We start from the raw sequence: 26,123 nt of genomic DNA on the forward strand, positions 1-26,123 counted from the left end.
CCAAGGAGGGGATACAATGACAGCGCATAATGATATTAAAATGGTAATTATTACGGGGATGTCCGGTGCAGGAAAAACAGTAGCCCTGCAAAGTTTCGAAGATTTAGGATACTTTTGTGTAGATAATTTACCGCCGATGTTATTGCCAAAGTTTGTTGAACTTATGGCAGACTCGAAAGGGAAAATGAATAAAGTGGCACTTGGAATTGATTTACGTGGCCGCGAATTCTTTGAACATTTATGGGGAGCGCTTGATGATTTATCAGAGCGTACTTGGATTATTCCTCATATTTTATTTTTAGATGCGAAAGATAGTACGCTTGTAACGCGTTACAAAGAAACGAGACGTTCGCATCCACTTGCGCCAACAGGGCTTCCGTTAAAAGGAATTGAGGCTGAGCGTAATTTATTAACAGACATGAAGGCGAGAGCGAATATTGTACTCGATACGTCTGATTTAAAACCGAAAGAATTGCGCGAAAAAATTGTTCACCTGTTTTCTACAGAAAACGAGCAAGCATTTCGTGTAAATGTGATGTCGTTTGGGTTTAAGTATGGCATTCCAATTGATGCAGATTTAGTATTTGATGTTCGTTTTTTACCAAATCCATATTATATTCCACAGATGAAGCCGTTAACAGGACTGGATGAAGAAGTTTCGTCATATGTTCTCAAATTCAATGAGACACATAAATTTTTAGAAAAGTTGACGGATCTTATTACTTTCATGCTCCCTCATTATAAAAGGGAAGGCAAGAGTCAGCTTGTAATTGCGATTGGATGTACAGGTGGGCAACATCGTTCTGTGACACTTGCAGAATACCTTGGAAAACATTTGAAGCCAGAATATATCGTTCATATATCTCATCGTGATGTGGAGAAGAGAAAGGGCCATTAAAGGATGAAAAAAGAGAGGAAACCTAAAATTGTCATCATGGGAGGAGGAACTGGACTATCTGTTTTATTACGAGGATTGAAGAAATATCCTGTTGATATTACAGCAATTGTTACAGTGGCTGATGATGGTGGCAGTTCAGGTAGATTACGTGATGAGTTAGAAATTCCACCACCAGGTGACATTCGCAACGTACTTGTTGCGTTATCGGATGTAGAACCCCTGGTGGAAGCTTTATTTCAACATCGCTTTACGTCTGGAGAAGGTTTAAGGGGGCATGCACTAGGTAACTTATTATTAGCTGGTATGACTTCGATTACAGGCGACTTTTTCCATGCTATTACAGAAACGAGTAAGGTATTAAACGTAAGAGGGCGTGTTTTACCAGCAGCCAATCAAAGTGTTGTACTTCATGCCGAACTGGAAGATGGGCAAATTGTAACAGGTGAATCGAAAATTCCATACTTCGGGAAAAAAATCAATCGTGTGTTTTTAACACCAGGTGATGTAGAGCCATTGTATGAGACATTGATGGAAATTCAACGAGCAGATTTACTTGTCTTCGGGCCAGGTAGTTTGTACACAAGTATTTTGCCAAACTTAATTGTAGAAAAAATCGGTAAAGCGGTTCTTGCTGCAAGGGCGAAAAAAGTATATGTATGTAATGTCATGACGCAAGCTGGGGAAACGATGGGGTATACAGCATTTGATCATGTGCAGGCTTTACATGATCACCTTGGGGCACCATTCATCGATACAGCGATTGTAAATAATCATGATATTCCTGCTGATTTACGTAAACTGTATGCAAAAGAAATGTCTGAACCTGTTGTGGCTGATGAACACCGCTTTGCTGAAAATGACATTCGCTTAATTCAAGATGAATTAGTAAAGTATGATGATCAAGTTGTAAGGCATGATACATTAAAATTAGCTTCTATTTTATATTCGTTATTATAAACATGCGTTATCTCTGTATGAGATAACGCTACTCATTCATATAGGACAAGATTTTTTGTTCCAAAATATCGTATAAGGAGGTGGGGCTGTGTCATTTGCATCCGAAACAAAGAAAGAACTTACGAAACTTGAAATGAAAGAATGCTGTGAGAAAGCAGAGTTATCAGCATTACTTCGAATGAACGGATCACTTTCTTTTTCAAACCGTCGTCTTTCAATTGATATTCAAACAGAAAATGCGGCAATCGCAAGAAGAATTTATACATTGTTGAAAAAAGGATATGACGTGACGGTGGAATTGCTTGTTCGTAAAAAGATGCGACTTAAGAAAAATAATGTATACATCGTTCGGCTTGTTGAGAAATCCCGTGAAATATTAGCGGATTTGCATATTGTGAGAGAAGACTTTTCATTTATTCGCAATATCTCACAAGCGTTAATTGAAAAGAAATGCTGTAAACGATCGTATTTAAGAGGTGCATTTTTAGCAGGCGGTTCAGTAAATAACCCAGAAACATCATCTTATCATTTAGAGGTCTTTTCGTTATACAAGGAACATAATGATTCTATATGTGAACTGATGAACGGATTTGATTTAAATAGTAAGACGCTGGAAAGGCGTAAAGGGTACATTACGTATTTAAAAGAGGCAGAAAAAATTACGGAGTTTTTAAACATTATCGGTGCACATAATGCATTGCTAAGATTTGAAGATATTCGGATTGTTCGCGATATGCGTAACTCAGTTAATCGTTTAGTAAATTGCGAAACAGCCAATTTAAATAAAACAATTGGTGCCGCTTTAAGGCAGATTGAAAATATTCGTTACATTGATGAGACAGTGGGACTGGATGTCTTACCGGATAAATTGCGAGAAATCGCACAACTACGTATTAGTTATCAAGATGTAACATTGAAAGAATTGGGTGAGATGGTATCTGGGGGGAAAATTAGTAAATCAGGTATCAATCATCGCTTGCGTAAAATCGATGAAATTGCAGAGAAATTACGCGCGGGGGAACCGGTAGCAAAAAAATAATGGTAAAGGGGAAATGGGAGCTATGGTTCAGAAACAAGTTGAGGTTGCATTAAAAAACGGCTTACAAGCACGTCCGGCTGCGTTGTTTGTACAAGAGGCAAATCGTTTTCATGCTGATATTTTTATTGAGAAAGATGGAAAAACAGTCAATGCGAAGAGCATAATGGGAATTATGAGCTTAGCGATTGCAGTCGGCAGTAATGTAACGATTATAACAGAAGGTTCAGATGCAGAAGCCGCTTTAGAAGCGCTGGCAGCATATGTACAAAATAAACAGTAAAGAGCTATCGCATGGAGCGATAGCTTTTTTACTGTTTATGGTCGATAGATTGTGTTGACGGGCTCAATCCCCCTCGTTTTTCTCTAAATCTTGAAGTAGGGGGCTTACTGCTTGTTAATGCTAGATAAATTATGAAAGAATCCGTTTCTCTCCTTGGAGATCACGAATTGGTTGAATGTTTTGTGTAAATTCAACAGTACCCATATATTTTCCATCTGCATCTCGCACTGCGAAATAACGAATATATACATATTTATCTTGAAATTGAATCCAAAAATCTTCGCAATCTTTTTTTCCTGATTTGAAGTCTTCTAAGAGCTTTTCAACGACATGAACGCTTTTTGGGGGATGACAGTTTTGTACTGTTCGACCAATGACAGCTTTCGTACGAGCAAAGATTCTTTCTTTCCCATGAGAGAAGGAGCGTACAACATCATTTTCATCAATGAATGTAATATCAACAGGTAAGTGATTTAACATGAGTTCTAACTGTTTTAAAGATAATATACCTGTCTCAAAACGAATCAAGCCTTCAGATATGGCTTCTTCTTTGATCCTATTTCTTTCAGGTTTCCATGTGCTTGTAGGACTTGTTAAGCAATAGCCAATTTCGTCACTTTCATGAGCGATTTTTAGCCATTCATCTTCTGTAAGAGTTTGAAGGGCCATTGGAAATAAAATATTCTCTTCCTTAAAAATCATTTCAGTTACGTCATGAATGACGAAAGAAACGCTGTCTAAGACTGATTTTTTATCTTGATTATAATTTATTAATTTTTGTTTTGCTTCTTTAATAGCAGCACGAATCCTATCATCAACGCCCCACATAACTTGAGTTGGCCCATAAATACCGTATTTCTCTAAATAAGGGAAAAGCAGATTTTCTTTCCGGCTATAATGTTTATCAACGTCTAGTAATAAATTTAAGTCTTCTAGTAATTTATAAATGTTTTCTTTGCTATCTTCTTTTTCAAAACGTTCATAGTGAAGTTGAAGTTTAAAATTCACAAGTAGATCAATTTCTTTATTTTCTATTTTAAATGTATGAATGGGGTGGCCTGGTTGTTCTTCCTGCTTATTAGATTGATGGATTTCTTCGATAGATCCTTTGAAAACAGCTGTATGCACGGAGCATAAGCGTTGTACTTCTTCAACTGGAATTCCTTCTTCCTCCATAAGCGCCTGTTCGAGTTTTGAAATTTCTGCTACGGTAATATTTCCGATCGCTTCTTGAAACTGAGCTGTTACATCTTCTATGCTTTTTCCGTTATGAAGATCTTTAATAATCGTCTTTAAGATAGTTTGGCGCTCAGCGTTATTTATATCTTTTTGTTCCCTGTTATTAATGATTTCGCTCATAAGGATTCTCCTCTACTCGTTAATATGAAATCCGCTATTTTGAAAAGCTTCTTTTACTACATCAAATGAAATACCTTTCATTCGGCATCCTTTCGGAATTGTCATTACTCGTCCAACTGTTTGCAGCATATTAGGTTTTGTTATGTTTTCAAATCCAAGGTTCTTTAGAATGGGGATAATTTCAGGATATTGAGTCGTTAAATCATAAACGGTATGATGAAAATTAATTTGTTTTATCATCATTATCACCTCGAAATAAATGATATGAATTATCAATTACACTGTAACATAAAGATTAGAATAAAATTGTGAGCCAAATCACACATTTGCTTTTTTTAATAAGTTTGTCACTTTTCTGTATGAAACGAATGTGTATGGAGAGGGTGGAGGAGAGGTAATCTTGTCGAACGGTTGATATATTGTATCGAATCGCTGATATATTTGGGGGAGTGGTCAATAAGAAAGGCTATCGCATGGGCGATAGCCTTTTTGGGTAGCGATTCTAAACGAGCCGCTTCCGCTTTTAGTTGTATCTAGCTCCAGCGGCTAGAATGGTCGGTGGCTTCGCTTCTTCCGCCGAGGTAAAAAGCACCTCTTTGTCAGAAGCTCCATCCCCCTCCCATTCTGAGCAAGCCACTTCCGCTTTTAGTTATATTAACGGTTTGTGAAAATTTTATCGATTAAGCCGTATTCTAGTGCTTTTTCTGCTGTCATGAAGTTGTCGCGGTCTGTGTCGCGTTGTAGTACTTCTAATGGTTGACCTGTGCGATCAGCAAGAATTTGGTTTAATTTTTCACGTAAGAATAGGATACGTTTTGCAGCGATTTCGATTTCAGTCGCTTGACCTTGTGCACCACCAAGTGGTTGGTGAATCATTACTTCACTGTTTGGAAGTGCATAACGTTTTCCTTTTTCACCTGCTGCAAGTAGGAATGCACCCATAGATGCTGCCATACCGATACAAATTGTTGAAACTTGTGGTTTAATAAATTGCATTGTATCGTAAATTGCCATACCTGCTGTGATAGAACCACCAGGGCTGTTGATGTATATGTGGATATCTTTTTCTGGATCTTGAGATTCCAAGAATAAAAGCTGGGAAACGATTGAGTTTGCTACGTTGTCATCAATTGCACTACCAAGCATAATGATGCGGTCTTTTAATAGGCGAGAGTAAATATCGTAAGCGCGTTCTCCACGATTTGTTTGTTCAATTACTGTAGGAATTAAATTCATCTGTTATTTCCTCCTTTAAAAGCTTTCTTAGTTTTATAATACAATTATGGTCAATAAAGGTCAAACGAAACCACTTTAAATCAAAAAAATATGTAGTTGTACCATGATTTATTCGATATATTTTTGGAATTACCTGCTTATGTATCTTCAACATCATAACCGAATTATATAAATTTAAACGTAATAGGAGAAGTATATGTCTGTAAAAGAAAAAAGAACGCCTTTTCACATAGAAGCGTTCTTTTGTTACCTATTCTTTTAAGAGATAAGTTACTCTATTTAAAATCTGTTCAATTTGTTTTGCGTTTTTGTTATACATTTGACTTGCTGATTTTGATTTTGTTTCTAGAGAAAATAATTCTAAGTCTGCTTGGCATTTCTTTAAGGAAGCTAAAAGTAATGGCTTATCTTGAGGAGATGGCATTTGAATTTGATCATTATATATATCGACAGTTAGTTGTCCGTAAGAGTCGACTTGTCCAATAAACACATTTTCTATTACGACCCCGATCTTTTCCAGCTCAGCGTGTAGCCAAGCACGATTATGCCCACTAGCTGAAAGGGGTTCATCTAGTACGTTTCCATCCATAATTACCGTCTGTGTTTCTTTTGCAGGTGCTACTTGTAAACCAATATCTTTTGGGGTAAGGGGCTGTTTGTCTCTTTTTAATAGGACATTTAGTTCCCCGCCCGATTCCAATACAGCAAACTCAACATCAGCTATGTTAAATGCATTTTTCTTTCTAAGAAGCTCCAATAATTCATCGATAGTATAATTCTCTTTTTTTAAATTATCTTCAAGAACTTTTCCATCTTTTATAAAAATAGTCGCCTTTCCTTCAATGAAATTTCTGAGTCGCTTGTTTTTTAAAGCAACCATACCTGCGAAAAATGGAACGAGAGAAAAAATAAGCATACTAGAAACACCATGCCAAAAGTTTCGCTCTAGTCCTGTTGTAACTTCAGCAGCGATGTTACCGATTGTCAAACCTGCAACGTATTCAAAAAATGAAAGCTGTGAAATTTGCCTTTTCCCAAGCAATTTTGTCATTGAAAATAAAATAATTAAAATAGCGAAGGAGCGTATAATGACAAGCAGCCAATCTGGTACATGAGGCATAGTTTATTCCCTCCTGTTCAGCTAAAATCCTTTATATTGTGGTTCTTCTCGTTCTAATACTGAAATTCTATTGTTAAGGTCAGCGATTACACTGTCCATTTCCAACATGCATTCATGGAAGACTCGTTTTGCTTCTTCTTCAGCGGCATTTTGTGAAAGGGTACTTAAACCTGCTTGTGCACTTTTTAAACTGGCGAGACACGTTTTTACACTGGCAATAACAGTCATGAGAACACCTCTTATCCTTTTGGTTTAAATAATAATGCCCCGATAAATCCGAAGATAATAGCAGCAGATATACCAGCGCTTGTTACTTTAAACATCCCGGTTATAACCCCGACAATGCCATGTTTAGCTGCTTCAGCCATAGCTCCGTGAACAAGGGCATTTCCGAAACTTGTAATGGGAACTGTTGCGCCAGCCCCCGCGAAATCAATTAAAGGCTCGTATAAACCGAATCCATCTAGTATCGCACCAGCAACAACGAGTGTTGACATTGTGTGAGCAGGCGTAAGTTTACCGACGTCAAACATAAGTTGTCCTATTACGCAGATGAGCCCACCGATGACAAAAGCCCAGAAAAAGATCATTGTTGTACACCTCCAAATTCAATTGATACGGCATGAGCGATACACGGAATAGACTCGTCTTGCTGGAAGGTAAGAGGAGATAGTAAAGCACCAGTAGCCACGACAAGTATGCGATTGAATTCTCCTTTTTTCATTCTGTTCAATAAATGTCCGTATACGACGGTCGCAGAACAACCAGGGCCACTTGCCCCTGCTATTACGGGCTGACCTTCCCTATAAATAAGTAATCCGCAATCTTGAAATTGTTCGCTTGTTACGTTCGTTCCGTGCTTATGCAGTAAATCATAGGCTATTTCACGTCCGACATGGCCAAGGTCGCCTGTTACGATTAAGTCATAATAGGATGCATCAATTTGTCTTTCGCGCAAATGAGCTTCGATTGTATCGACGGCAGCAGGAGCCATTGCGCCTCCCATGTTAAATGGATCTGTTAAACCCATATCAATAACTCGTCCAATCGTTGCTGATGTAACACGTGGACCTTCTCCTTGATCACTCAAAAGAGCGGCGCCAGCCCCTGTGACAGTCCATTGGGCGGTAGGGGGCTTTTGTCCACCGTATTCAGTAGGGTAACGGAATTGCTTTTCAACAGCAGTATTGTGGCTTGATGCACCTGTTAATAAATATTTTGCCCCTTTTGCATTTACGATACTTGCACCGAGAGCAAGACCTTCCATAGAAGTAGAGCAAGCGCCAAATAATCCAATATAGGGAGCACCGAGTGTACGGCAAGCAAAGCTAGAGGGGGTGATTTGATTGATAAGGTCACCTGCTAAAATGAACTGAATATCTTCTTTTCGAAGCTTTGCTTTTTCAGTTGCGCGACTGCAAGCTTCTTCAAATAACACTTTATGTGCTTTTTCATAAGAATCTTGCCCAAGCCATAAATCTTCATGAAGGGCATCAAAGTCTTCAGGAATTTTTCCTTTTGCTTCGAATGGTCCACCGATAACTCCTGTTGAGATGATAACCGGCTTATTTTCAAATACCCATGTTCGGTGTCCTTGTAACATTTACATTCCTCCTAACTGGATGAGAATGGTTTTAATCAGGCCAATAACAAAAGCGGCGAATACACCAAATAAAATAACAGATCCGGCTAATTTAAACATGTTGCCACCGACTCCAAGGACGAAACCTTCTGTCTTATGTTCGATACAAGCTGATATAACAGAATTTCCAAATCCGGTAACAGGTACTGCTGTACCAGCACCTCCAAATTGCGCAAGGCGGTCATATACTCCAAAGCCTGTAAGTAACATAGAAATAAAGATCAGTGTTGCAACTGTCGGGTTTCCTGCTGAACGCTCTGTGAAATCAAAATATGTGATGTAGAAGGTAGAGATAAGTTGCCCGATGAAGCAAATGAACCCACCTACAAAGAAAGCTTTTATGCAATTTTTTAAAACGGGTCTCTTTGGTTCGCGTTGTTGTTCAAACTTTTTATATTCTTGTTGTACTGGTGTGAGGTCTTTATCTTTACTTGGCATGTGAATCCTTCCTTTTCCTTTAGAGAACGTACAATTAAGTATCGGAGTTCATTTCTGCGTGAATTGTTTTGAATTGTTTTTTAATGTATGCTTTGTCTGCTTCTTTTTTCTTAATTTTGGTTTCCATTTTATCTAATAACATAAAAATTTTTCGATCAGTACTTACATAAATATCGAAAGTTGGATTTTCGTCTTTCAATTGTTTTTTGATTTTTGTTTTTAATGATTTTAACTGAAGCCGTTCATGATGCTCCGGCTTAACAGCTATGTAAAGATCTGTGTTGGAGTTAGCGGCTCTAGCTTCCAGTATTTCCTCCATGGCAAGTACTCTTTTTTTCGCGTCATGTGATATAGATTGATTAAAAGATTCCTCCATACTTACCTTCGTTAACTTTGGTTCTTCTTTTTTCTTCGTTTTTTTATCGGTTTCTTGTTTTACCTCTTTATCTAAAGGGCTGGTACATCCTGTTGTTACACCCAGTAAGAGTATGAATAGCACGGTAATTGTGCTAAGTTTTCGCATCACAATCATTCCATTTCTATTGCTTTATGTAATTTGATTGAAAAAGGATGATATGGAATCATCCTTTTTCAATTCATTGTAAAGTGCATATCATCATGTAAGACGAAAGCTTTACTTATTGTTGACCGTATTGAGGCTCTTCTTGTTGAACTTCTTCGACACGTGGGTTTAAAGAATCAATGATTGATTGCGTCTGTTGTGCAGCCGTTTGAAAAAGTTGCTTTGCTTGTTGGTTATCCGTATCAAGAGCGAACCCTTCTAAACTTGCTTGTGCACTTTTTAACCCAGAAACCGTTTGTTTTAATTTTGTAATTACAGTCATTGAGTGAAGCCTCCTTTGGAATATCAATTCAAAGATTATAATTTGTGAATAGAGGCGAAAATATAATTTCCAAATTTAGGTTTGTTGTGTTGTTTTTGAAGAAATGATACAGGTTCTTTTTGTATGATAGTAGTTGCGTACATGGAAATAAGAAGATATAATTACCAATATATTATTCATGCGCCCATAGCTCAGTCGGATAGAGCGGTGGTTTCCGGTACCACGTCTGCCGGGGGTTCGAATCCCTCTGGGCGCGTTAAAAAGTCCTAACTTACATTTGTAAGTTAGGACTTTTTTTATTGAGCGCTTATCAAGATATATAGGTGATTCGGCACACCATATCGACTGTTCGACAATATACACAATGATTATCTCGTCACAAGCGATTTTATCTTGTTATATCTACTTATAAGAGTTAGTATTGGTATTAGGTAATAAAAACTTCTGTTTAGTTATTTTGATTTTCAAACGTATACGTCACTTCTATGAAAACAAAAAAATCTTCGCTCGTTATATCTTTCTGTTTTAACGAGGCATGGGGCGAAATGGGGCCCTGACTGTATCTACGCACGATCGGATGCTCTTTTCCACCCCAAAAGGAAAGGTTTTAGGTCATTTCGTCAATTTATTTCAACTTCCCGTCACCTAACTCACGGCTATGGAAACAAAAAGAGATCTTTGCTCGTTATATCTTTCTGTTTTAACGAGGCATGGGGCGAAATGGGGCCCTGACCGCTGCTATGCATGATCGGATCCTCTTTTCCACTCAAAAAAAGAAAGGTTTTTAATTTTTATTTACATACTTTTTATTATTTTCCTTCAATATTATTCACTTTGCAGTTGTAAGATGTAAATATCATTAATACATATAAATTAATAATATTTTGGAAAGGGTATCTGCACAGGATTCTCCTTTTAGGAAACTTATTGTACAATAGAAACAAGGGGGAGATTAGATTGAAGGCAAGTCTTTTACAAGAACAAAGTTTACGTTTGGCCATGACACAAGAGTTAAGACAAGCGATTACAATGCTTCAATATAATGTGCAGGAATTATCGGAGTTTTTGTATGAGCAATCGATGGAGAATCCCCTTATTGAGTTAAATGGCTTTGAGAGGGAAAAGAAAAAGAGTTCAAGCAAAAGTACAAGTACAAGTACAAGCAAGCAAGTCGATAACCAAATGGAGATTTACAGTGTAGATTCTACGTCGATTCAGCAACATTTATTAGATCAATTACAGTATTATAAAATAGATGAAGAAAAGCGGAAAACAGCTTCTTTCATCATTATGAACATGGATGGAAATGGTTATTTACAGGAAACGAATGAAGAATTAGCAGAGTTAGTGGCGGCACCTATTGATGTAGTAGAACATTCTATGGAGCTTGTTCAGTCGCTAGAGCCAGCAGGGGTGGGAGCGCGTAATATTCAGGAGTGTCTATCACTTCAATTGAAGCGCTTACAAAAAAGAGATGTACTTTCAGAAATGATTGTGGATGAATATTTTGCGTATTTTATTAAGAAAGACTGGCGAAAGCTTGCCCACCTTATGAAATGTAGTAATGAGGAATTACAGTCGGCTGTAGATTGTATTACATCACTTCAGCCAAAACCGGGGCTTGCATTTTCTTCTGAGAAGCCGCATTATATTGTTCCTGATATGGCTGTGAAAAAAGAAGAGGATCGCCTTGTGCTACAAATGAATGAACGTAATATGCCGAGAATTGAAATTCATTCGGAGTATAGTGCGCTTCTTCATAATAGTGAGAGTGAAGTTGCCTCCTATGTATCTGAGAAGTATCAGCATGTACAGTGGATTATGCGTAGCTTAAAACAACGAAAACAAACGCTTTTGCAAGTAATGGAAATTATAATGAAGAAACAGCGCGATTTCTTTTGGAAAGGGCCGGAGTATTTAAAGCCACTTTCTTTAAAAGAAGTAGCAGAAGAACTAGGTGTACATGAATCTACCATTAGTCGTGCTACACGTAATAAATATGTACAAACGCCGCACGGTTTATTTGAAATGAAGTCTTTCTTTAGTAATGCAGTGGTTACAACAGAAGATGAGGCTGTTTCTACAAAACGTGTTAAGCAATTGATTCAAACGCTTGTAGAACAAGAAAATAAGAAAAAACCACTTTCAGATCAAAAAATTTCAAAATTGTTAGAAGAAGAGCATGAAATTGTTATTTCAAGAAGGACAGTTGCGAAATATCGAGAGCAAATGAATATTCCTGCTTCGTCTCTTCGAAAAACAATTGGATAGGTGAAGAAGATGAAGGTTGTTTTATATACGAAAACAGATTGTGGCCTTTGTGAGAAGGCAAAACAGTTGTTAGAAGAAGTGCAACATGAATATTTCTTTGAAATTGAGGAAATAGATATATATGAAGATGATGAGCTTTTAGAAAAGTATCAAATTATGATTCCGGTTGTGGAAATAGGCGGAAAACAGGTCGAATATGGTGTCATTCACAAAGATGTCATAATAAACTATATAAAGAATGCAGTTAAGAGTTGAATAAGTTTCTATCTCCTGTTACAATAATACACGTAGCAGGGATTATTTTTTTAAACCTAGTGGGACAAAAAATGTCACTACGGGACACAAAACGACCATAAGGGAAAATGAACCGATGCAGTGAGGAGAAAAGATATGCGCTCATGGATTCAAAATACAAAAAAATTATTACCTGATCTGCTACCTGTTATGCAAACAAGAATGCAAATCCTTCAGCACATTCGTCTCATGCAGCCGATTGGAAGAAGGAACTTATCTGCAAGTCTTGGTATGACAGAACGAGTATTGCGAAGTGAAGTGCAAGTTTTGAAAGAACAAAACTTAGTTCACGTCGCCTCTTCTGGAATGACTTTAACAGAAGAAGGAACAACAGTGGTTCTTGCTTTGGAAGACTTTATGAAAGAAATTTCCGGGTTAAAGGTTTTAGAAAAACAACTTAAGGAAACATTAGGCTTGGATGAAGTTTTCGTTGTCCCTGGTGATAGTGATGAATCACCTTGGGTTAAGCTGGAGATGGGCCGCGCTTGTGTGACTTGTATAAAAGACCGTCTGACAGTGAATAATATCGTTGCTGTGGCTGGAGGAACAACGCTAGCTGCTGCTGCGGACATGATGCAACTAGATTGCAAAGATTTACATATGCTATTTGTCCCAGCGCGTGGTGGAATTGGAGAAGGTGTCGAATTAGAGGCCAATACCATTTGTGCGAAAATGGCACAAAATACGATGAGTAATTATCGCTTATTGTATGTTCCAGATCATGTAAGCAGCGAAGCATATGCGTCCATTGTGACAGAGCCTTCCGTGAAAGAAGTTCTTGAGTTGATTCGATCTTCCAATATCGTCATTCATGGAATAGGTGATGCGTTAACAATGGCACGTCGCAGAAGTACTTCAGAAGCAGATTGGTTAAAGATTAAAGCAAGTGAAGCAGTCGGCGAAGCTTTCGGTTATTACTTCAATGAACAAGGTAATGTCGTTCATAAGGTACAAACAGTTGGTATGCAACTAAAGGATTTACAAAACGTATCTCACGTTGTTGCAGTCGCTGGAGGTTCTTCAAAAGCAAAAGCAATACAAGCTGTAATTAAGCAAGGGCACACTTCGATTCTAATTACAGACGAAGGTGCAGCAAAACAATTAACAAAGGGTATTACCCTTTAATATAATCCCCCAAGGAGGAAATTCAAATGACTAAAATTGGTATTAATGGATTTGGACGTATCGGACGTAACGTATTCCGCGCAGCTCTTAACAACTCTGAGGTAGAAGTAGTAGCAATCAACGACTTAACAGATGCTAAAACATTAGCTCACCTTTTAAAATATGACACAGTTCACGGAACTTTAAATGCAGAAGTATCTGCTAACGAAAACAGCATCGTTGTTAACGGTAAAGAAATTAAAGTTATCGCTGAGCGTGACCCAGCTCAATTACCATGGAGCGACTACGGAGTAGAAATCGTAGTAGAATCTACTGGACGTTTCACTAAAAAAGCAGACGCTGAAAAACACTTAGGTGGATCAGTTAAAAAAGTTATCATCTCTGCTCCAGCTTCTGACGAAGACATCACTGTAGTTATGGGTGTTAACCACGAAGACTACGATGCAGCTAACCACAACGTAGTATCTAACGCTTCTTGTACTACAAACTGCTTAGCTCCATTCGCTAAAGTATTAAACGAAAAATTCGGCGTAAAACGCGGAATGATGACAACAATTCACTCTTACACTAACGACCAACAAATCTTAGACTTACCACACAAAGATTTACGTCGTGCTCGTGCAGCAGCTGAAAACATGATCCCAACATCTACTGGTGCTGCTAAAGCTGTAGCATTAGTATTACCAGAACTTAAAGGTAAATTAAACGGTGGCGCAGTACGTGTTCCAACTGCTAACGTTTCTCTTGTTGACTTAGTTGTTGAACTTGACAAAGAAGTAACAGTTGAAGAAGTAAACGCAGCATTCAAAGCAGCTGCTGAAGGCGAATTAAAAGATATCCTTGGATACAGCGAAGAGCCATTAGTATCTATCGACTATAACGGATGCACAAATTCTTCTACAATCGATGCATTATCTACAATGGTAATGGAAGGTAACATGGTTAAAGTACTTTCTTGGTACGATAACGAAACTGGTTACTCTAACCGTGTAGTAGACTTAGCTGCATACATGACTGCTAAAGGTCTTTAATTCTTAAGTTTATAAGTTATCAATGACAAAACGAGGGAGAGGGTTTGTTCCCTCTCTCTCTTCTTTCGTTTTAGAAGCAAATGTGATAAGCTTTTGAATGGGTTTTGTCAATCCTAACTAGTCGGAGGGAAATCCAATGAACAAAAAATCAATTCGTGACGTAGATTTAAAAGGTAAACGTGTATTTTGCCGCGTTGACTTCAACGTACCTATGAAAGACGGCAAAGTAACAGACGAGACTCGTATTCGTGCAGCTCTTCCTACAATTCAATATTTAGTAGAGCAAGGTGCGAAAGTTATTTTAGCAAGCCACTTAGGCCGTCCAAAAGGCCAAGTAGTAGAAGAAATGCGTCTTACTCCAGTAGCTGCACGTTTAGGTGAGCTTCTTGGTAAAGATGTGAAAAAAGCAGACGAAGCATTCGGACCAGCTGTACAAGAAATGGTTGCAGCAATGAACGAAGGCGACGTATTAGTTCTTGAAAACGTACGTTTCTATGCGGGCGAAGAAAAGAACGATGCAGAACTAGCAAAAGAATTTGCAGCTCTTGCTGATCTATTTGTTAATGATGCATTCGGTGCAGCTCACCGTGCTCATGCTTCTACAGCAGGTATCGCAGACTACCTACCAGCAGTATCTGGTTTCTTAATGGAAAAAGAGTTAGAAGTATTAGGTAAAGCACTTTCTAACCCAGAACGCCCATTTACAGCAATCATCGGTGGTGCGAAAGTAAAAGATAAAATCGGTGTAATTCGTCATCTACTTGACAAAGTTGATAACCTAATCATTGGTGGTGGCCTTGCTTACACATTCGTTAAAGCATTAGGACATGAAATCGGACAATCTCTATGTGAAAATGACAAAATTGACTTAGCAAAAGAGTTTATGGAACTTGCAAAAGAAAAAGGCGTAAACTTCTACATGCCAGTTGATGTTGTAATCACAGAAGAATTCTCTGAAACTGCAACAACTAAAATCGTTGGTATCGACTCTATTCCTACTGATTGGGAAGGCGTAGACATCGGACCAAAAACATCTGAAATTTATGCTGATGTAATTAAAAACTCTAAGCTTGTTGTATGGAACGGACCAATGGGTGTATTTGAAATGACTCCATTTGCAGAAGGTACAAAAGCAGTAGGACAAGCATTAGCAGATGCAGAAGATACATACTCTGTTATCGGCGGTGGTGACTCTGCAGCAGCTGTTGAAAAATTCGGTATGGCTGATAAAATGAGCCACATTTCTACTGGCGGCGGTGCGTCATTAGAATTCATGGAAGGTAAAGAGCTTCCAGGTGTAGTTTGTCTTAACGACAAATAAGTAGCAGCCAAAGAAAAAGGACGGTGCAAAGCATGCGTAAACCAATTATCGCAGGTAACTGGAAAATGAATAAAACTCTATCTGAAGCAGTTAGCTTCGTAGAGGAAGTAAAAGGTCAAATCCCAGCAGCTTCAGCTGTTGATGCAGTAGTTTGCTCTCCAGCTCTTTTCTTAGAGCGTCTTGTAGCGGCGACTGAAGGAACTGACTTACAAGTAGGTGCACAAAACATGCACTTCGAAAAAAATGGTGCATTCACTGGCGAAATTAGCCCAGTAGCACTTAGCGACTTAAAAGTAGGCTACGTAGTACTTGGCCACTCTGAGCGTCGTGAAATGTTTGCTGAAACAGACGAATCAGTAAACAAAAAGACTCTTGCAGCATTTGAACATGGTTTAACACCAATCGTTTGTTGTGGTGAGACTTTAGAAGAGCGCGAAAGCGGAAAAACATTTGATCTAGTAGCAGGTCAAGTGACAAAAGCACTTGCAGGCTTAACAGAAGAGCAAGTGAAAGCAACTGTTATCGCTTATGAGCCAATCTGGGCTATCGGTACAGGTAAATCTTCTTCTTCTGCAGATGCAAACGAAGTATGTGCGCACATCCGTAAAGTTGTTGCAGAAGCTGTTTCTCCAGCAGCTGCAGAAGCTGTTCGTATTCAATACGGCGGTAGCGTAAAACCAGAAAACATTAAAGAGTATATGGCACAATCTGACATCGACGGCGCTTTAGTTGGCGGTGCTAGCTTAGAGCCTGCTTCGTTCTTAGGTCTTCTGGGGGCGGTAAAATGAGAAAGCCAACAGCTTTAATTATTCTTGATGGTTTCGGACTACGTGAAGAAACTTACGGGAATGCTGTAGCACAAGCTAAGAAACCTAATTTCGACGGTTACTGGAACAAATTCCCTCACACAACGCTTACAGCTTGTGGTGAGGCGGTAGGTCTTCCAGAAGGTCAAATGGGTAACTCTGAGGTTGGTCACTTAAATATCGGTGCTGGCCGCGTAGTATATCAAAGCTTAACACGCGTAAACGTTGCAATTCGTGAAGGTGAGTTCGATAAGAACGAAACGTTCCAAAATGCAATTAAAAGCGTGAAAGAAAAAGGTACTGCTCTTCATTTATTCGGTTTACTTTCTGATGGTGGTGTGCACAGTCACATGAACCATATGTTTGCTCTTCTTCGCTTAGCAGCAAAAGAAGGCGTGGAGAAAGTTTATATCCATGCATTCTTAGACGGCCGCGATGTTGGACCACAAACAGCAAAAGGTTATATCGATGCAACAAATGAAGTAATTAAAGAAACAGGAGTAGGACAATTCGCGACTATCTCTGGTCGTTATTACTCCATGGACCGTGACAAGCGTTGGGATCGCGTAGAAAAATGTTACCGTGCTATGGTGAATGGTGAAGGCCCTACTTATAAATCAGCAGAAGAGTGTGTAGAAGACTCTTATGCAAATGGTATCTACGATGAATTCGTATTGCCGTCTGTAATTGTTAACGAAGATGACACGCCAGTTGCAACAATCAATAATGATGATGCAGTTATCTTCTATAACTTCCGTCCAGACCGTGCAATTCAAATTGCTCGTGTATTTACAAACGAAGACTTCCGTGAGTTCGATCGTGGTGAAAAAGTACCTCACATTCCTGAATTCGTTTGTATGACACACTTCAGTGAAACTGTAGATGGTTACGTGGCATTTAAGCCAATGAACCTTGATAACACTTTAGGTGAAGTTGTTGCGCAAGCGGGATTAAAACAACTTCGCATCGCGGAAACTGAAAAGTATCCGCACGTTACATTCTTCTTTAGCGGTGGTCGTGAGGCTGAATTCCCAGGAGAAGAGCGTATCTTAATTAACTCACCGAAGGTTGCAACGTATGACTTGAAACCTGAAATGAGCATTTACGAAGTAACCGACGCTTTAGTAAATGAAATCGAAAATGATAAACATGATGTTATCATTCTTAACTTTGCAAACTGTGATATGGTTGGCCATTCTGGGATGATGGAACCAACAATTAAAGCAGTAGAAGCAACTGACGAATGTTTAGGAAAAGTTGTAGAAGCGATTCTTGCAAAAGATGGTGTAGCACTTATTACTGCTGACCATGGTAATGCTGATCAGGAGTTAACTGCTGATGGTGGACCAATGACAGCTCATACAACGAACCCGGTTCCTTTCATCGTTACGAAAAATGATGTTGAATTACGTGAAGGTGGCATCTTAGGAGATATCGCTCCAACAATGCTTACACTTTTAAATGTGGAACAGCCGAAAGAAATGACAGGTAAAACAATTATTAAATAATTAAATTGTATATATAAAAGGAGAGAAAATATTATGTCAACAATTATTGATGTTTATGCTCGCGAAGTCCTTGATTCTCGTGGTAACCCAACTGTAGAAGTAGAAGTTTACACAGAAAGCGGCGCATTCGGACGCGCTATCGTACCAAGTGGTGCATCTACTGGTGAGCACGAAGCAGTAGAATTACGTGACGGTGACAAATCTCGTTACCTTGGTAAAGGTGTTGTTAACGCAGTAAACAACGTAAACGAAACAATCGCTCCAGAAATCGTTGGTTTCGATGTAACTGACCAAGCTGGTATCGACCGTGCTATGATCGAATTAGATGGCACTCCAAACAAAGGTAAATTAGGCGCTAACGCTATCCTTGGTGTATCTATGGCAGTAGCTCACGCAGCAGCTGACTTCGTAGGTCTTCCATTATACCGTTACCTTGGTGGATTCAATGCAAAACAATTACCAACTCCAATGATGAACATCATCAACGGTGGTTCTCACGCTGATAACAACGTTGACTTCCAAGAGTTCATGATCTTACCAGTTGGTGCTCCAACATTCAAAGAATCAATCCGTATGGGTGCTGAAGTATTCCATGCATTAAAAGCTGTATTACATGACAAAGGTCTTAACACTGCAGTAGGTGACGAAGGTGGATTCGCTCCAAACCTTGGTTCTAACCGTGAAGCATTAGAAGTAATCATCGAAGCTATCGAAAAAGCTGGTTACAAAGCTGGCGAGAACGTATTCTTAGGAATGGACGTTGCTTCTTCTGAATTCTACAACAAAGAAACTGGTAAATATGACCTTGCAGGCGAAGGACGTGTCCTAACTTCTGCAGAAATGGTTGATTTCTATGAAGGTCTTTGCAACGACTTCCCAATCATCTCTATCGAAGATGGTTTAGACGAAAACGACTGGGATGGCCACAAGTTATTAACTGAGCGTCTTGGTAAAAAAGTTCAATTAGTTGGTGACGATTTATTCGTAACAAACACACAAAAACTTGCTGAAGGTATCGAAAAAGGTATCTCTAACTCAATCTTAATTAAAGTTAACCAAATCGGTACTTTAACTGAGACTTTCGAAGCAATCGAAATGGCTAAACGTGCTGGTTACACAGCAGTTGTATCTCACCGTTCTGGTGAAACTGAAGATGCTACAATCGCTGACATCGCAGTTGCAACTAACGCTGGCCAAATCAAAACTGGTTCTATGAGCCGTACTGACCGTATTGCGAAATACAACCAATTATTACGCATCGAAGACGAACTAGGCGAAATCGCTGTTTACGATGGTTTAAAATCTTTCTACAACCTAAAAAAATAATTGTAGAAAATAAAGGCAGACCGTGAGAAATCACGGTCTGTTTTTTTTATATTAAAATGCTTCATCCGTCATGATGGACATATAGTGTTTGAAGAAAAGAGAATAGTCAAAGTCGATAGCGATTCGTTGAGTTGGCCTATCGATAAAAGGAGCTTCCTTGATAGAAGAGCGGAAATCAGCAATTGATTCTCCCCGAGATAAGTCTTCTGTATTTACATAAATTGGGGAATGATGATACGTGAACATCTTATCATCAAGCAATGCCATAAAAGGCATTAAATCATGGACAGGACTCCCCTCTAATTTTGGAAATAGTTTTTTGTAAAAATTATAATAATAGTGGTCCAGCAGTGGCTTTGTGAGTTTTGATTTCCCTTTGGCATCAACATAATTCACCATTTCAGGAGTAATAAGGGCATATTGTGTCACATTTAATGGATATACAGAAACATTTTGAGCATATGTGAAAACAAGATTAGCCGCAACAGGATCAACGTAGAAATTTGCCTCTGCTACAGTGGTCACATTACCAGGATGTAAAAAGGAACCACCCATTATATAGTAGGATTTTACTTCTTTCATTAAATCTTTATATAAAACAAATAACACTGCTAGTGAAGTAAGTCTTCCGGTATTGACAATAACGAGGTCATCTTTATATTGCTGAATAAGCTTAACGACTTCAAAGAAATTCTCTAATTTTTTAGCATGTTTATTTTCTTTAGGGATGATAGGGCCTAGCCCATGTACACCATGTACTTCTGGATAAAAGGTAGGAACAGCACTAGTAAGAGGACTTTCTGCACCGCCAATTAAAGGAATAGGTATTCCGCCTACTTCGTGTATTAAATAATACAAATTTTTAGAGGCGATCTCCTTTGAAACATTTCCATAGTCTGCGACAGCACCAATAACTTCAATTTCGTTTGAGAAGCGTGCAAGTATTAAGGTAATGGCGTCATCAATACCAGCATCACTAAAAAACAAAACTTTTTTGGTCATATGTCCATCACCTATCCTTTCAATTGGCTGAGAATGATAGGAGCATCGTCAATTAATAATGCAGTTGAAAGTAAATTGGAGGGTATGAGTAATATATATGATGTTTAAAAGTGAATAGAATTTATTTAATGGTGATTTATTTTTCTGAAATATCAATATTAAAATTCAGAAAATATAAACTTTTTATTTTAGGTCAAGGTTTTTGACATAAATTTCGATTGGAAATGCAGTCATACCAAGGGTGTAAGCGTATAACATATGGTCTTTTTGCTGTCAAGTTGCCAAATTGCAGGTTTTTACAATTTATACTATGATAAGGATATAAAGTAGAAGATCGTATAAACATGAGGGATGATGAACATGAAGTTTACAAAGATTATTGTCCAAGTTGCAGCTCTTTACGTGTTTTACATGATTGGAACATGGGTACAAGAAATGTTAGATATTCCAATTCCAGGAAGTTTGATTGGGATGTTTCTATTACTTGTTTTATTAGGCCTTAAGGTTCTTCCAGTGAAATGGTTTGATTTAGGAGCAGAAACACTCGTTGCTATTATGCCGTTTTTATTGATTCCGCCAACGATTGGCTTAATGAATTACGGTGCTTTTTTTATGAGTAAAGGAATTTCTCTTTTCATTACAATTGTAGCGAGCACATTTTTAATTATTATTGTCGCAGGACATACAGGACAATATCTTGCGAATAGAAAGGAAAAAGAAACGCGATGAGCCAAATATTAATCGGAATTGGTTGGGTTATTCTTACATTGTTATTATATCAATTATCTAAAAAGATTTATAAAGTATTACCAACACCATTTACCATTCCAATGCTTGTAGCAACAGCATTAATGATTGTTTTATTACTTGTGCTGGATATACCATATCAAACGTACATGCAAAGTGGTGGTGGCTGGATTTCCGAACTGCTTGGACCAGGTGTGGTAGCATTTGCAATTCCATTATATAAACAGCGCCATGTATTGCAAAAATACATTGTGCCGATTGCAGGCGGTGTATTGGTCGGAACAACAGTTGCGATTGCAAGTGATTTAGTGATTGCAACGCTTATGGGAACAGATAAAAGTTTAATTTTATCATCTTTACCAAAATCAGTAACAATGCCAGTTGCAATGAGTGTATCAGAGGAAGTTGGTGGGATTCCATCTTTAACAGCGGCATTCGTTGTTGTAGCTGGGGTTACAGGGACAATTACAGGTCCGCTTCTATTGAAATGGAGCCGCGTTACAAACTCTGTTGGTAAGGGAATTGGTTTTGGATGTGCATCGCATATTATGGGTGTCATGAGAGCGATGAAAAACAATGAGCATGAAGGTGTTATTGGATCGGTAACAATGACATTAACAGCGATTTTAACTTGTTTACTTGGACCACTATTTGCAACGATGTTTATGTAATAAATGAAGCGAGAGCAGTGGGAACAGCTCTCGCTTTTCTATAGGATTTGTGCTAACATTTAAATTAACTGAATCTATGTAGGAGGTACGCCCGGTGCATACGTTATTATCAGTTTTACTTATTATTGTATCGATTTTAATGATTGTTTTAGTGCTTATGCAGTCTAGTAATAGTTCAGGTCTTTCAGGTGCTATTTCAGGTGGTGCAGAACAATTATTTGGTAAGCAAAAAGCACGCGGAGTTGAGGCGGTATTAAACCGTATTACTGTGGTTTTAGCTGTGCTATTTTTCGCACTAACAATTGCTGTTACGTACTTGAGCTTATAGTAAAGACTTTGCTTTTACAAGATAGGAAAAAGAAGAAGCGTTAGTGGATTCGTACTAATGGTTCTTCTTTTTTTGTGTTCACTTGTATTTCATTATTCGAAAAAAGTTTCTAATTAGATTATGGAAATAGAACTATGGTAAACTAAATGTAGATAGAAACAATACGACTAGATTACAGAAGAGAAAGAGGAGAAGATGATGATGAAATTAGCATCTCCGAAACCATTTACATTCGAAGGTGGAGACCGTGCTGTTTTATTACTACATGGATTCACGGGGAATTCAGCTGATGTACGTATGCTTGGGCGTTTTTTAGAGAAAAAAGGCTATACGTGTCACGCCCCAATTTATAAAGGTCATGGTGTACCACCGGAGCAACTTGTTCATACAGGTCCTGAAGACTGGTGGAAAGATGTTATGGCTGCGTATCAACATTTGAAAGATCAAGGATATGAGAAAATCGCCGCTGTTGGACTATCACTTGGTGGTGTATTCTCATTAAAACTTTCTTATACATTACCGATTTTAGGTGTTGTCCCAATGTGTGCGCCAATGTACATTAAAAGCGAAGAAATTATGTATCAAGGTATATTGGCATATGCGCGCGAATATAAAAAACGTGAGCAGAAGTCACCAGAGCAAATTGCAGAAGAAATGATGGAATTTAAAAAGACACCAATGAATACATTAAAAGCACTACAAGACTTAATTCGTGACGTACGCAATAATATCGATATGATTTATGCTCCAACATTTGTTGTACAAGCGCGTCATGATGAAATGATTAATACAGATAGTGCAAACATTATTTATAACGGCGTAGAATCTACTTTAAAAGACATAAAGTGGTATGAAGACTCTACACATGTCATTACGCTTGATAAACAACGTGATGAGCTACACGAAGATGTATATAACTTCTTGGAGCAACTAGATTGGTAAGATCTAGTTGCCTCTTTTTTTCATGGGGGATTAAAGATATTTAAAACCATTCTTTTTAAGGTGGGAGAGAGGATCCGCCGATGGCAAGAAGCGGTCAGGGCTTATTTGAGCCCCATGCCGAGTGAGAACAGAAAGAGGAAGTAAGAGTAGGTCTTTTTTCGTTTTCGAGGCCGTGGGTTAGGTGCTTAAAAATCCATATATAAAACGACTCTTTTTAGGTGGGAGAGAGGATTCGCCGATGGCAAGAATCGGTCAAGGGCCTATTTGAGCCCCATGCCGAGTGAGAACAGAAGGAGGAAGTAAGAGTAGGTCTTCTTTCGTTTTCGAAACCGCGACTTAGATGCTAGCAAATCAAAAAATTATATAGAAATGAACTTTTAAGATGAGAATGAAGTAGCAGAATAAATGCTGGAAAACGAGTGTTTATAGAAGTTTCACTTTATACATAGTGTGTATTTCGGATACACTAAATAATATGAGGGTTTAAAGGAGGTATTTGTGCTTGGAAGAGATTATTCAAGAACATATTGATAAGTTGTTGTTATTTATGAAAGAAGAAGCGTATAAACCGCTAACGATACAAGAATTAGAAGAGGCATTCGGTATTGTAGATTCCGTTGGCTTTAAAGATTTTGTAAAGGCATTAGTTATGATGGAAGAGAAAGGGCTTGTTGTTCGAACGCGCAGCAATCGCTATGGCCTTCCAGAAAAGATGAATTTAGTGCGCGGTAAGTTAATTGGACATGCACGTGGATTTGCTTTTGTTGTTCCAGAAGAGAAGAAGACAGGGGACGACGATATTTTTATCCCGCCTACAGAATTAAATGGTGCACTTCATGGCGATACAGTATTAGCTCGTATTAGTTCACAATCTAGTGGATCACGCCAAGAGGGTGCAATTATTCGTATTGTCGAGCGTGGTACGAAAGAATTAGTTGGTACATATACAGAGTCGAAGAATTTCGGATTTGTACTTCCAGATAATAAGCGCTGGACAAGTGATATTTTCATTCCGAAAAGTGCATCTATGGGTGCGGTAGAAGGACATAAAGTCGTTGTGAAAATTACAAGCTATCCACAAGATCGTTTAAGTGCGGAAGGCGAAGTAATTCAAATTTTAGGTCATAAAAATGACCCAGGTGTAGATATTTTATCTGTTATTCATAAACACCATTTACCGTTAGCATTTCCAGAAGATGTGATGGAACACGCAAACAGTGTACCAGAAACGATTTCAGAAGAAGATTTAAAAGATCGTCGTGACCTTCGTAATCAAATGATCGTTACAATTGACGGTGCCGATGCGAAAGATTTAGATGATGCGGTAACAGTAACAAAACTTGAGAACGGTAACTATAAACTTGGTGTTCATATTGCGGATGTTAGCCATTACGTCCATGAAGGTTCTCCAATTGATGTGGAAGCTGCGGAGAGAGCAACGAGTGTGTATCTTGTGGACCGTGTAATTCCAATGATTCCGCATCGTTTATCCAACGGTATTTGTTCATTAAATCCGAAAGTCGACCGCCTAACGCTTTCTTGTGAAATGGAAATTAACAATCTTGGTGATGTTGTTAGCCATGAGATTTTCCAAAGTGTTATTAAAACAACAGAGCGTATGACGTATGCGGATGTAAGAAGCATTTTAGAAGATGAAGACGAAGCGTTAATGAAGCGTTATGAACCGTTAGTGCCAATGTTCAAAGAAATGGGGCAGTTAGCACAAATCTTACGTGAAAAACGTATGAGACGCGGTGCGATTGACTTTGATTTTAAAGAAGCGAAAGTATTAGTAGATGAAGAAGGCAAACCGACAGATGTTGTCATGCGTGATCGTTCTGTATCAGAAAAGCTAATTGAAGAGTTCATGTTAGTAGCGAATGAAACAGTAGCCGAGCATTTCCACTGGATGAACGTACCGTTTATGTACCGTGTCCATGAAGATCCGAAAGAAGATAAATTAGAGCGTTTCTTTGAGTTTGTCACAAACTTCGGTTATGCGGTAAAAGGACGTGCGAATGAAGTTCATCCTCGCGCGCTGCAACAAATTCTTGAAATGGTTCAAGGGCAACCTGAAGAAGTCGTGATTTCAACGGTTATGCTTCGTTCGATGAAACAAGCTCGTTACGATGCAGATAGCCTAGGCCACTTCGGATTATCGACAGAATTCTATACGCATTTCACATCACCAATTCGTCGTTATCCAGATACGATTGTTCATCGATTAATTCGTGAATACATTATTAACGGTAAAGTTGATAATGAAACGCAAGCGAAATGGCGTGAAAAACTTCCAGAGATTGCAGAGCATTCTTCTAATATGGAACGACGCGCTGTTGAAGCAGAACGTGAAACAGATGAACTGAAAAAAGCTGAGTATATGCTTGATAAGATCGGTGAAGAGTACGACGGTATGATTAGCTCTGTAACCAACTTTGGTTTATTTGTAGAACTTCCAAATACAATTGAAGGTCTTGTTCACGTTAGTTATTTAACAGATGATTACTACCGTTATGATGAGCAACACTTTGCGATGATTGGAGAACGTACAGGTAATGTCTTCCGCATCGGTGATGAAATTACAATTCGCGTTATTAATGTAAACAAAGATGAGCGCGCGATTGATTTTGAAATCGTCGGTATGAAAGGAACGCCAAGACGTAAATTCAAAGATCGTCCAGTTGTGATTGAACAGCCAAAAGGTGGTAGAAAGAGACGCAGTGGCCGCGGTGAGGAACGTGGTAACGGCCGTAAGCACGAACGCGGTGATCGTGGCGAACGTAATACCGAGCGTGGTAGTGGGCGTAAACACGAACGTGGTGGACAAGGAAAAGCATCTGGTCGTCCAGGACAAAAAGACGGCAACGGTAAAAAGAAAAAGCCATTCTTTGAAAATGTTCCAGGATTTAAGAAGAAAAAGAAAAAACGTAAGTAAGA

General features: G+C 38.5%; 28 protein-coding genes and 1 tRNA gene. 18 read left to right on the top strand and 11 right to left on the bottom strand.

Translation table 11 applies throughout. The features are described from left to right. Positions 1–16: 16 nt before the first annotated feature. From rapZ to CN373_RS12235, 4 genes are all read left to right on the top strand, one after another. The gene (gene rapZ / locus CN373_RS12220; protein WP_000123973.1) at positions 17–898 is read left to right on the top strand and encodes an RNase adapter RapZ; all 882 of its coding nucleotides are present in this window, start codon (positions 17–19) and stop codon (positions 896–898) included. 3 nt (positions 899–901) lie between these two features. Beyond that, the gene (locus CN373_RS12225) at positions 902–1,855 is read left to right on the top strand and encodes a gluconeogenesis factor YvcK family protein (protein WP_098359448.1); all 954 of its coding nucleotides are present in this window, start codon (positions 902–904) and stop codon (positions 1,853–1,855) included. An 88-nt stretch (positions 1,856–1,943) separates the two neighbouring features. Beyond that, the gene (whiA, locus tag CN373_RS12230; protein ID WP_000006557.1) at positions 1,944–2,894 is read left to right on the top strand and encodes a DNA-binding protein WhiA; all 951 of its coding nucleotides are present in this window, start codon (positions 1,944–1,946) and stop codon (positions 2,892–2,894) included. 22 nt (positions 2,895–2,916) lie between these two features. Next, the gene (locus tag CN373_RS12235; protein WP_000250296.1) at positions 2,917–3,174 is read left to right on the top strand and encodes an HPr family phosphocarrier protein; all 258 of its coding nucleotides are present in this window, start codon (positions 2,917–2,919) and stop codon (positions 3,172–3,174) included. Between the two features lie 129 nt (positions 3,175–3,303). Here the strand turns inward: CN373_RS12235 and CN373_RS12240 are convergent, their stop codons facing one another. The 10 genes from CN373_RS12240 to CN373_RS12290 form a co-directional block, all read right to left on the bottom strand. After that, the gene (locus tag CN373_RS12240) at positions 3,304–4,533 is read right to left on the bottom strand and encodes a DUF438 domain-containing protein (protein ID WP_098359449.1); all 1,230 of its coding nucleotides are present in this window, start codon (positions 4,531–4,533) and stop codon (positions 3,304–3,306) included. 12 nt (positions 4,534–4,545) lie between these two features. Then, complete coding sequence (locus tag CN373_RS12245; protein WP_098359450.1) at positions 4,546–4,773, bottom strand: DUF1858 domain-containing protein; 228 nt, start codon at positions 4,771–4,773, stop codon at positions 4,546–4,548. A gap of 414 nt (positions 4,774–5,187) precedes the next feature. Continuing rightward, entirely contained in the window at positions 5,188–5,769 is a 582-nt protein-coding gene (clpP, locus tag CN373_RS12255) for an ATP-dependent Clp endopeptidase proteolytic subunit ClpP (RefSeq protein ID WP_001049162.1), read from the bottom strand. 250 nt (positions 5,770–6,019) lie between these two features. Further along, a complete protein-coding gene (locus CN373_RS12260; protein WP_001120940.1) occupies positions 6,020–6,889 on the bottom strand; it encodes a DUF421 domain-containing protein in 870 nt (289 codons plus the stop codon). A 21-nt stretch (positions 6,890–6,910) separates the two neighbouring features. Continuing rightward, entirely contained in the window at positions 6,911–7,117 is a 207-nt protein-coding gene (locus tag CN373_RS12265) for a DUF1657 domain-containing protein (RefSeq protein ID WP_000215891.1), read from the bottom strand. 11 nt (positions 7,118–7,128) lie between these two features. Further along, complete coding sequence (gene spoVAE, locus CN373_RS12270) at positions 7,129–7,479, bottom strand: stage V sporulation protein AE (protein ID WP_000575923.1); 351 nt, start codon at positions 7,477–7,479, stop codon at positions 7,129–7,131. Then, complete coding sequence (gene spoVAD, locus CN373_RS12275; RefSeq protein WP_000938946.1) at positions 7,476–8,492, bottom strand: stage V sporulation protein AD; 1,017 nt, start codon at positions 8,490–8,492, stop codon at positions 7,476–7,478. Before spoVAD ends, spoVAE begins: the two co-directional genes overlap by 4 nt. Continuing rightward, positions 8,493–8,969 carry a stage V sporulation protein AC gene (spoVAC, locus tag CN373_RS12280; protein ID WP_001139349.1) on the bottom strand — a complete coding sequence of 159 codons (477 nt, stop codon included), beginning with the start codon at positions 8,967–8,969 and terminating at the stop codon, positions 8,493–8,495. 34 nt (positions 8,970–9,003) lie between these two features. Beyond that, positions 9,004–9,492, bottom strand: coding sequence for a YhcN/YlaJ family sporulation lipoprotein (locus CN373_RS12285; protein WP_001228963.1), 489 nt, complete (start codon positions 9,490–9,492; stop codon positions 9,004–9,006). 115 nt (positions 9,493–9,607) lie between these two features. Then, the gene (locus tag CN373_RS12290; RefSeq protein WP_000216162.1) at positions 9,608–9,814 is read right to left on the bottom strand and encodes a DUF1657 domain-containing protein; all 207 of its coding nucleotides are present in this window, start codon (positions 9,812–9,814) and stop codon (positions 9,608–9,610) included. Between the two features lie 180 nt (positions 9,815–9,994). On the opposite strand from CN373_RS12290, the gene CN373_RS12295 reads away from it, so the two are divergent. The 9 genes from CN373_RS12295 to eno all read left to right on the top strand — a co-directional run bounded on the left by CN373_RS12295 (position 9,995) and on the right by eno (position 19,496). Then, positions 9,995–10,070, top strand: a tRNA-Arg gene (locus tag CN373_RS12295). Positions 10,071–10,771: 701 nt separating this feature from the next. Further along, positions 10,772–12,085, top strand: coding sequence for an RNA polymerase factor sigma-54 (rpoN, locus tag CN373_RS12300; protein ID WP_098359452.1), 1,314 nt, complete (start codon positions 10,772–10,774; stop codon positions 12,083–12,085). Positions 12,086–12,094: 9 nt separating this feature from the next. Beyond that, positions 12,095–12,340: a glutaredoxin family protein gene (locus CN373_RS12305; RefSeq protein ID WP_000869742.1), complete on the top strand. Its 246-nt coding sequence runs from the start codon at positions 12,095–12,097 to the stop codon at positions 12,338–12,340. Between the two features lie 135 nt (positions 12,341–12,475). Then, the gene (gene cggR, locus CN373_RS12310; protein WP_001258181.1) at positions 12,476–13,504 is read left to right on the top strand and encodes a gapA transcriptional regulator CggR; all 1,029 of its coding nucleotides are present in this window, start codon (positions 12,476–12,478) and stop codon (positions 13,502–13,504) included. Positions 13,505–13,530: 26 nt separating this feature from the next. After that, a complete protein-coding gene (gene gap, locus CN373_RS12315) occupies positions 13,531–14,535 on the top strand; it encodes a type I glyceraldehyde-3-phosphate dehydrogenase (protein ID WP_000161233.1) in 1,005 nt (334 codons plus the stop codon). Positions 14,536–14,671: 136 nt separating this feature from the next. Beyond that, a complete protein-coding gene (locus tag CN373_RS12320) occupies positions 14,672–15,856 on the top strand; it encodes a phosphoglycerate kinase (protein ID WP_001036328.1) in 1,185 nt (394 codons plus the stop codon). Positions 15,857–15,888: 32 nt separating this feature from the next. Further along, a complete protein-coding gene (gene tpiA, locus CN373_RS12325) occupies positions 15,889–16,644 on the top strand; it encodes a triose-phosphate isomerase (RefSeq protein ID WP_001231041.1) in 756 nt (251 codons plus the stop codon). Beyond that, entirely contained in the window at positions 16,641–18,170 is a 1,530-nt protein-coding gene (gene gpmI, locus CN373_RS12330; protein ID WP_001231157.1) for a 2,3-bisphosphoglycerate-independent phosphoglycerate mutase, read from the top strand. The genes tpiA and gpmI overlap by 4 nt, the downstream gene beginning before the upstream one ends. 33 nt (positions 18,171–18,203) lie before the next feature. Beyond that, entirely contained in the window at positions 18,204–19,496 is a 1,293-nt protein-coding gene (eno, locus tag CN373_RS12335) for a phosphopyruvate hydratase (protein ID WP_000103958.1), read from the top strand. A gap of 51 nt (positions 19,497–19,547) precedes the next feature. On the opposite strand, the gene CN373_RS12340 is transcribed toward eno, so the two are convergent. After that, on the bottom strand, positions 19,548–20,498 hold the full coding sequence (locus tag CN373_RS12340; RefSeq protein ID WP_098359453.1) for a nucleoside hydrolase: 951 nt from the start codon (positions 20,496–20,498) through the stop codon (positions 19,548–19,550). Positions 20,499–20,858: 360 nt separating this feature from the next. Between CN373_RS12340 and CN373_RS12345 the strand changes: the two genes are divergently transcribed. The 5 genes from CN373_RS12345 (at position 20,859) to rnr (ending at position 26,121) form a co-directional block, all read left to right on the top strand. Then, positions 20,859–21,227 (top strand): CidA/LrgA family holin-like protein, encoded by a 369-nt coding sequence (locus CN373_RS12345; RefSeq protein WP_000673210.1) that lies wholly within the window; start codon positions 20,859–20,861, stop codon positions 21,225–21,227. Beyond that, positions 21,224–21,916 carry an LrgB family protein gene (locus CN373_RS12350; protein WP_000078294.1) on the top strand — a complete coding sequence of 231 codons (693 nt, stop codon included), beginning with the start codon at positions 21,224–21,226 and terminating at the stop codon, positions 21,914–21,916. The genes CN373_RS12345 and CN373_RS12350 overlap by 4 nt, the downstream gene beginning before the upstream one ends. A gap of 94 nt (positions 21,917–22,010) precedes the next feature. After that, positions 22,011–22,244, top strand: a complete 234-nt coding sequence (secG, locus tag CN373_RS12355; protein WP_000557260.1) for a preprotein translocase subunit SecG — start codon at positions 22,011–22,013, stop codon at positions 22,242–22,244. A 201-nt stretch (positions 22,245–22,445) separates the two neighbouring features. Beyond that, on the top strand, positions 22,446–23,186 hold the full coding sequence (locus CN373_RS12360; RefSeq protein WP_000761987.1) for an alpha/beta hydrolase: 741 nt from the start codon (positions 22,446–22,448) through the stop codon (positions 23,184–23,186). Positions 23,187–23,688: 502 nt separating this feature from the next. Continuing rightward, complete coding sequence (gene rnr / locus CN373_RS12365) at positions 23,689–26,121, top strand: ribonuclease R (protein ID WP_000391071.1); 2,433 nt, start codon at positions 23,689–23,691, stop codon at positions 26,119–26,121. The last annotated feature ends 2 nt before the right edge of the window (positions 26,122–26,123 follow it).

Origin of the sequence: Bacillus cereus, from assembly GCF_002561295.1 — a bacterium.
Lineage (GTDB): Bacteria > Bacillota > Bacilli > Bacillales > Bacillaceae_G > Bacillus_A > Bacillus_A cereus_S.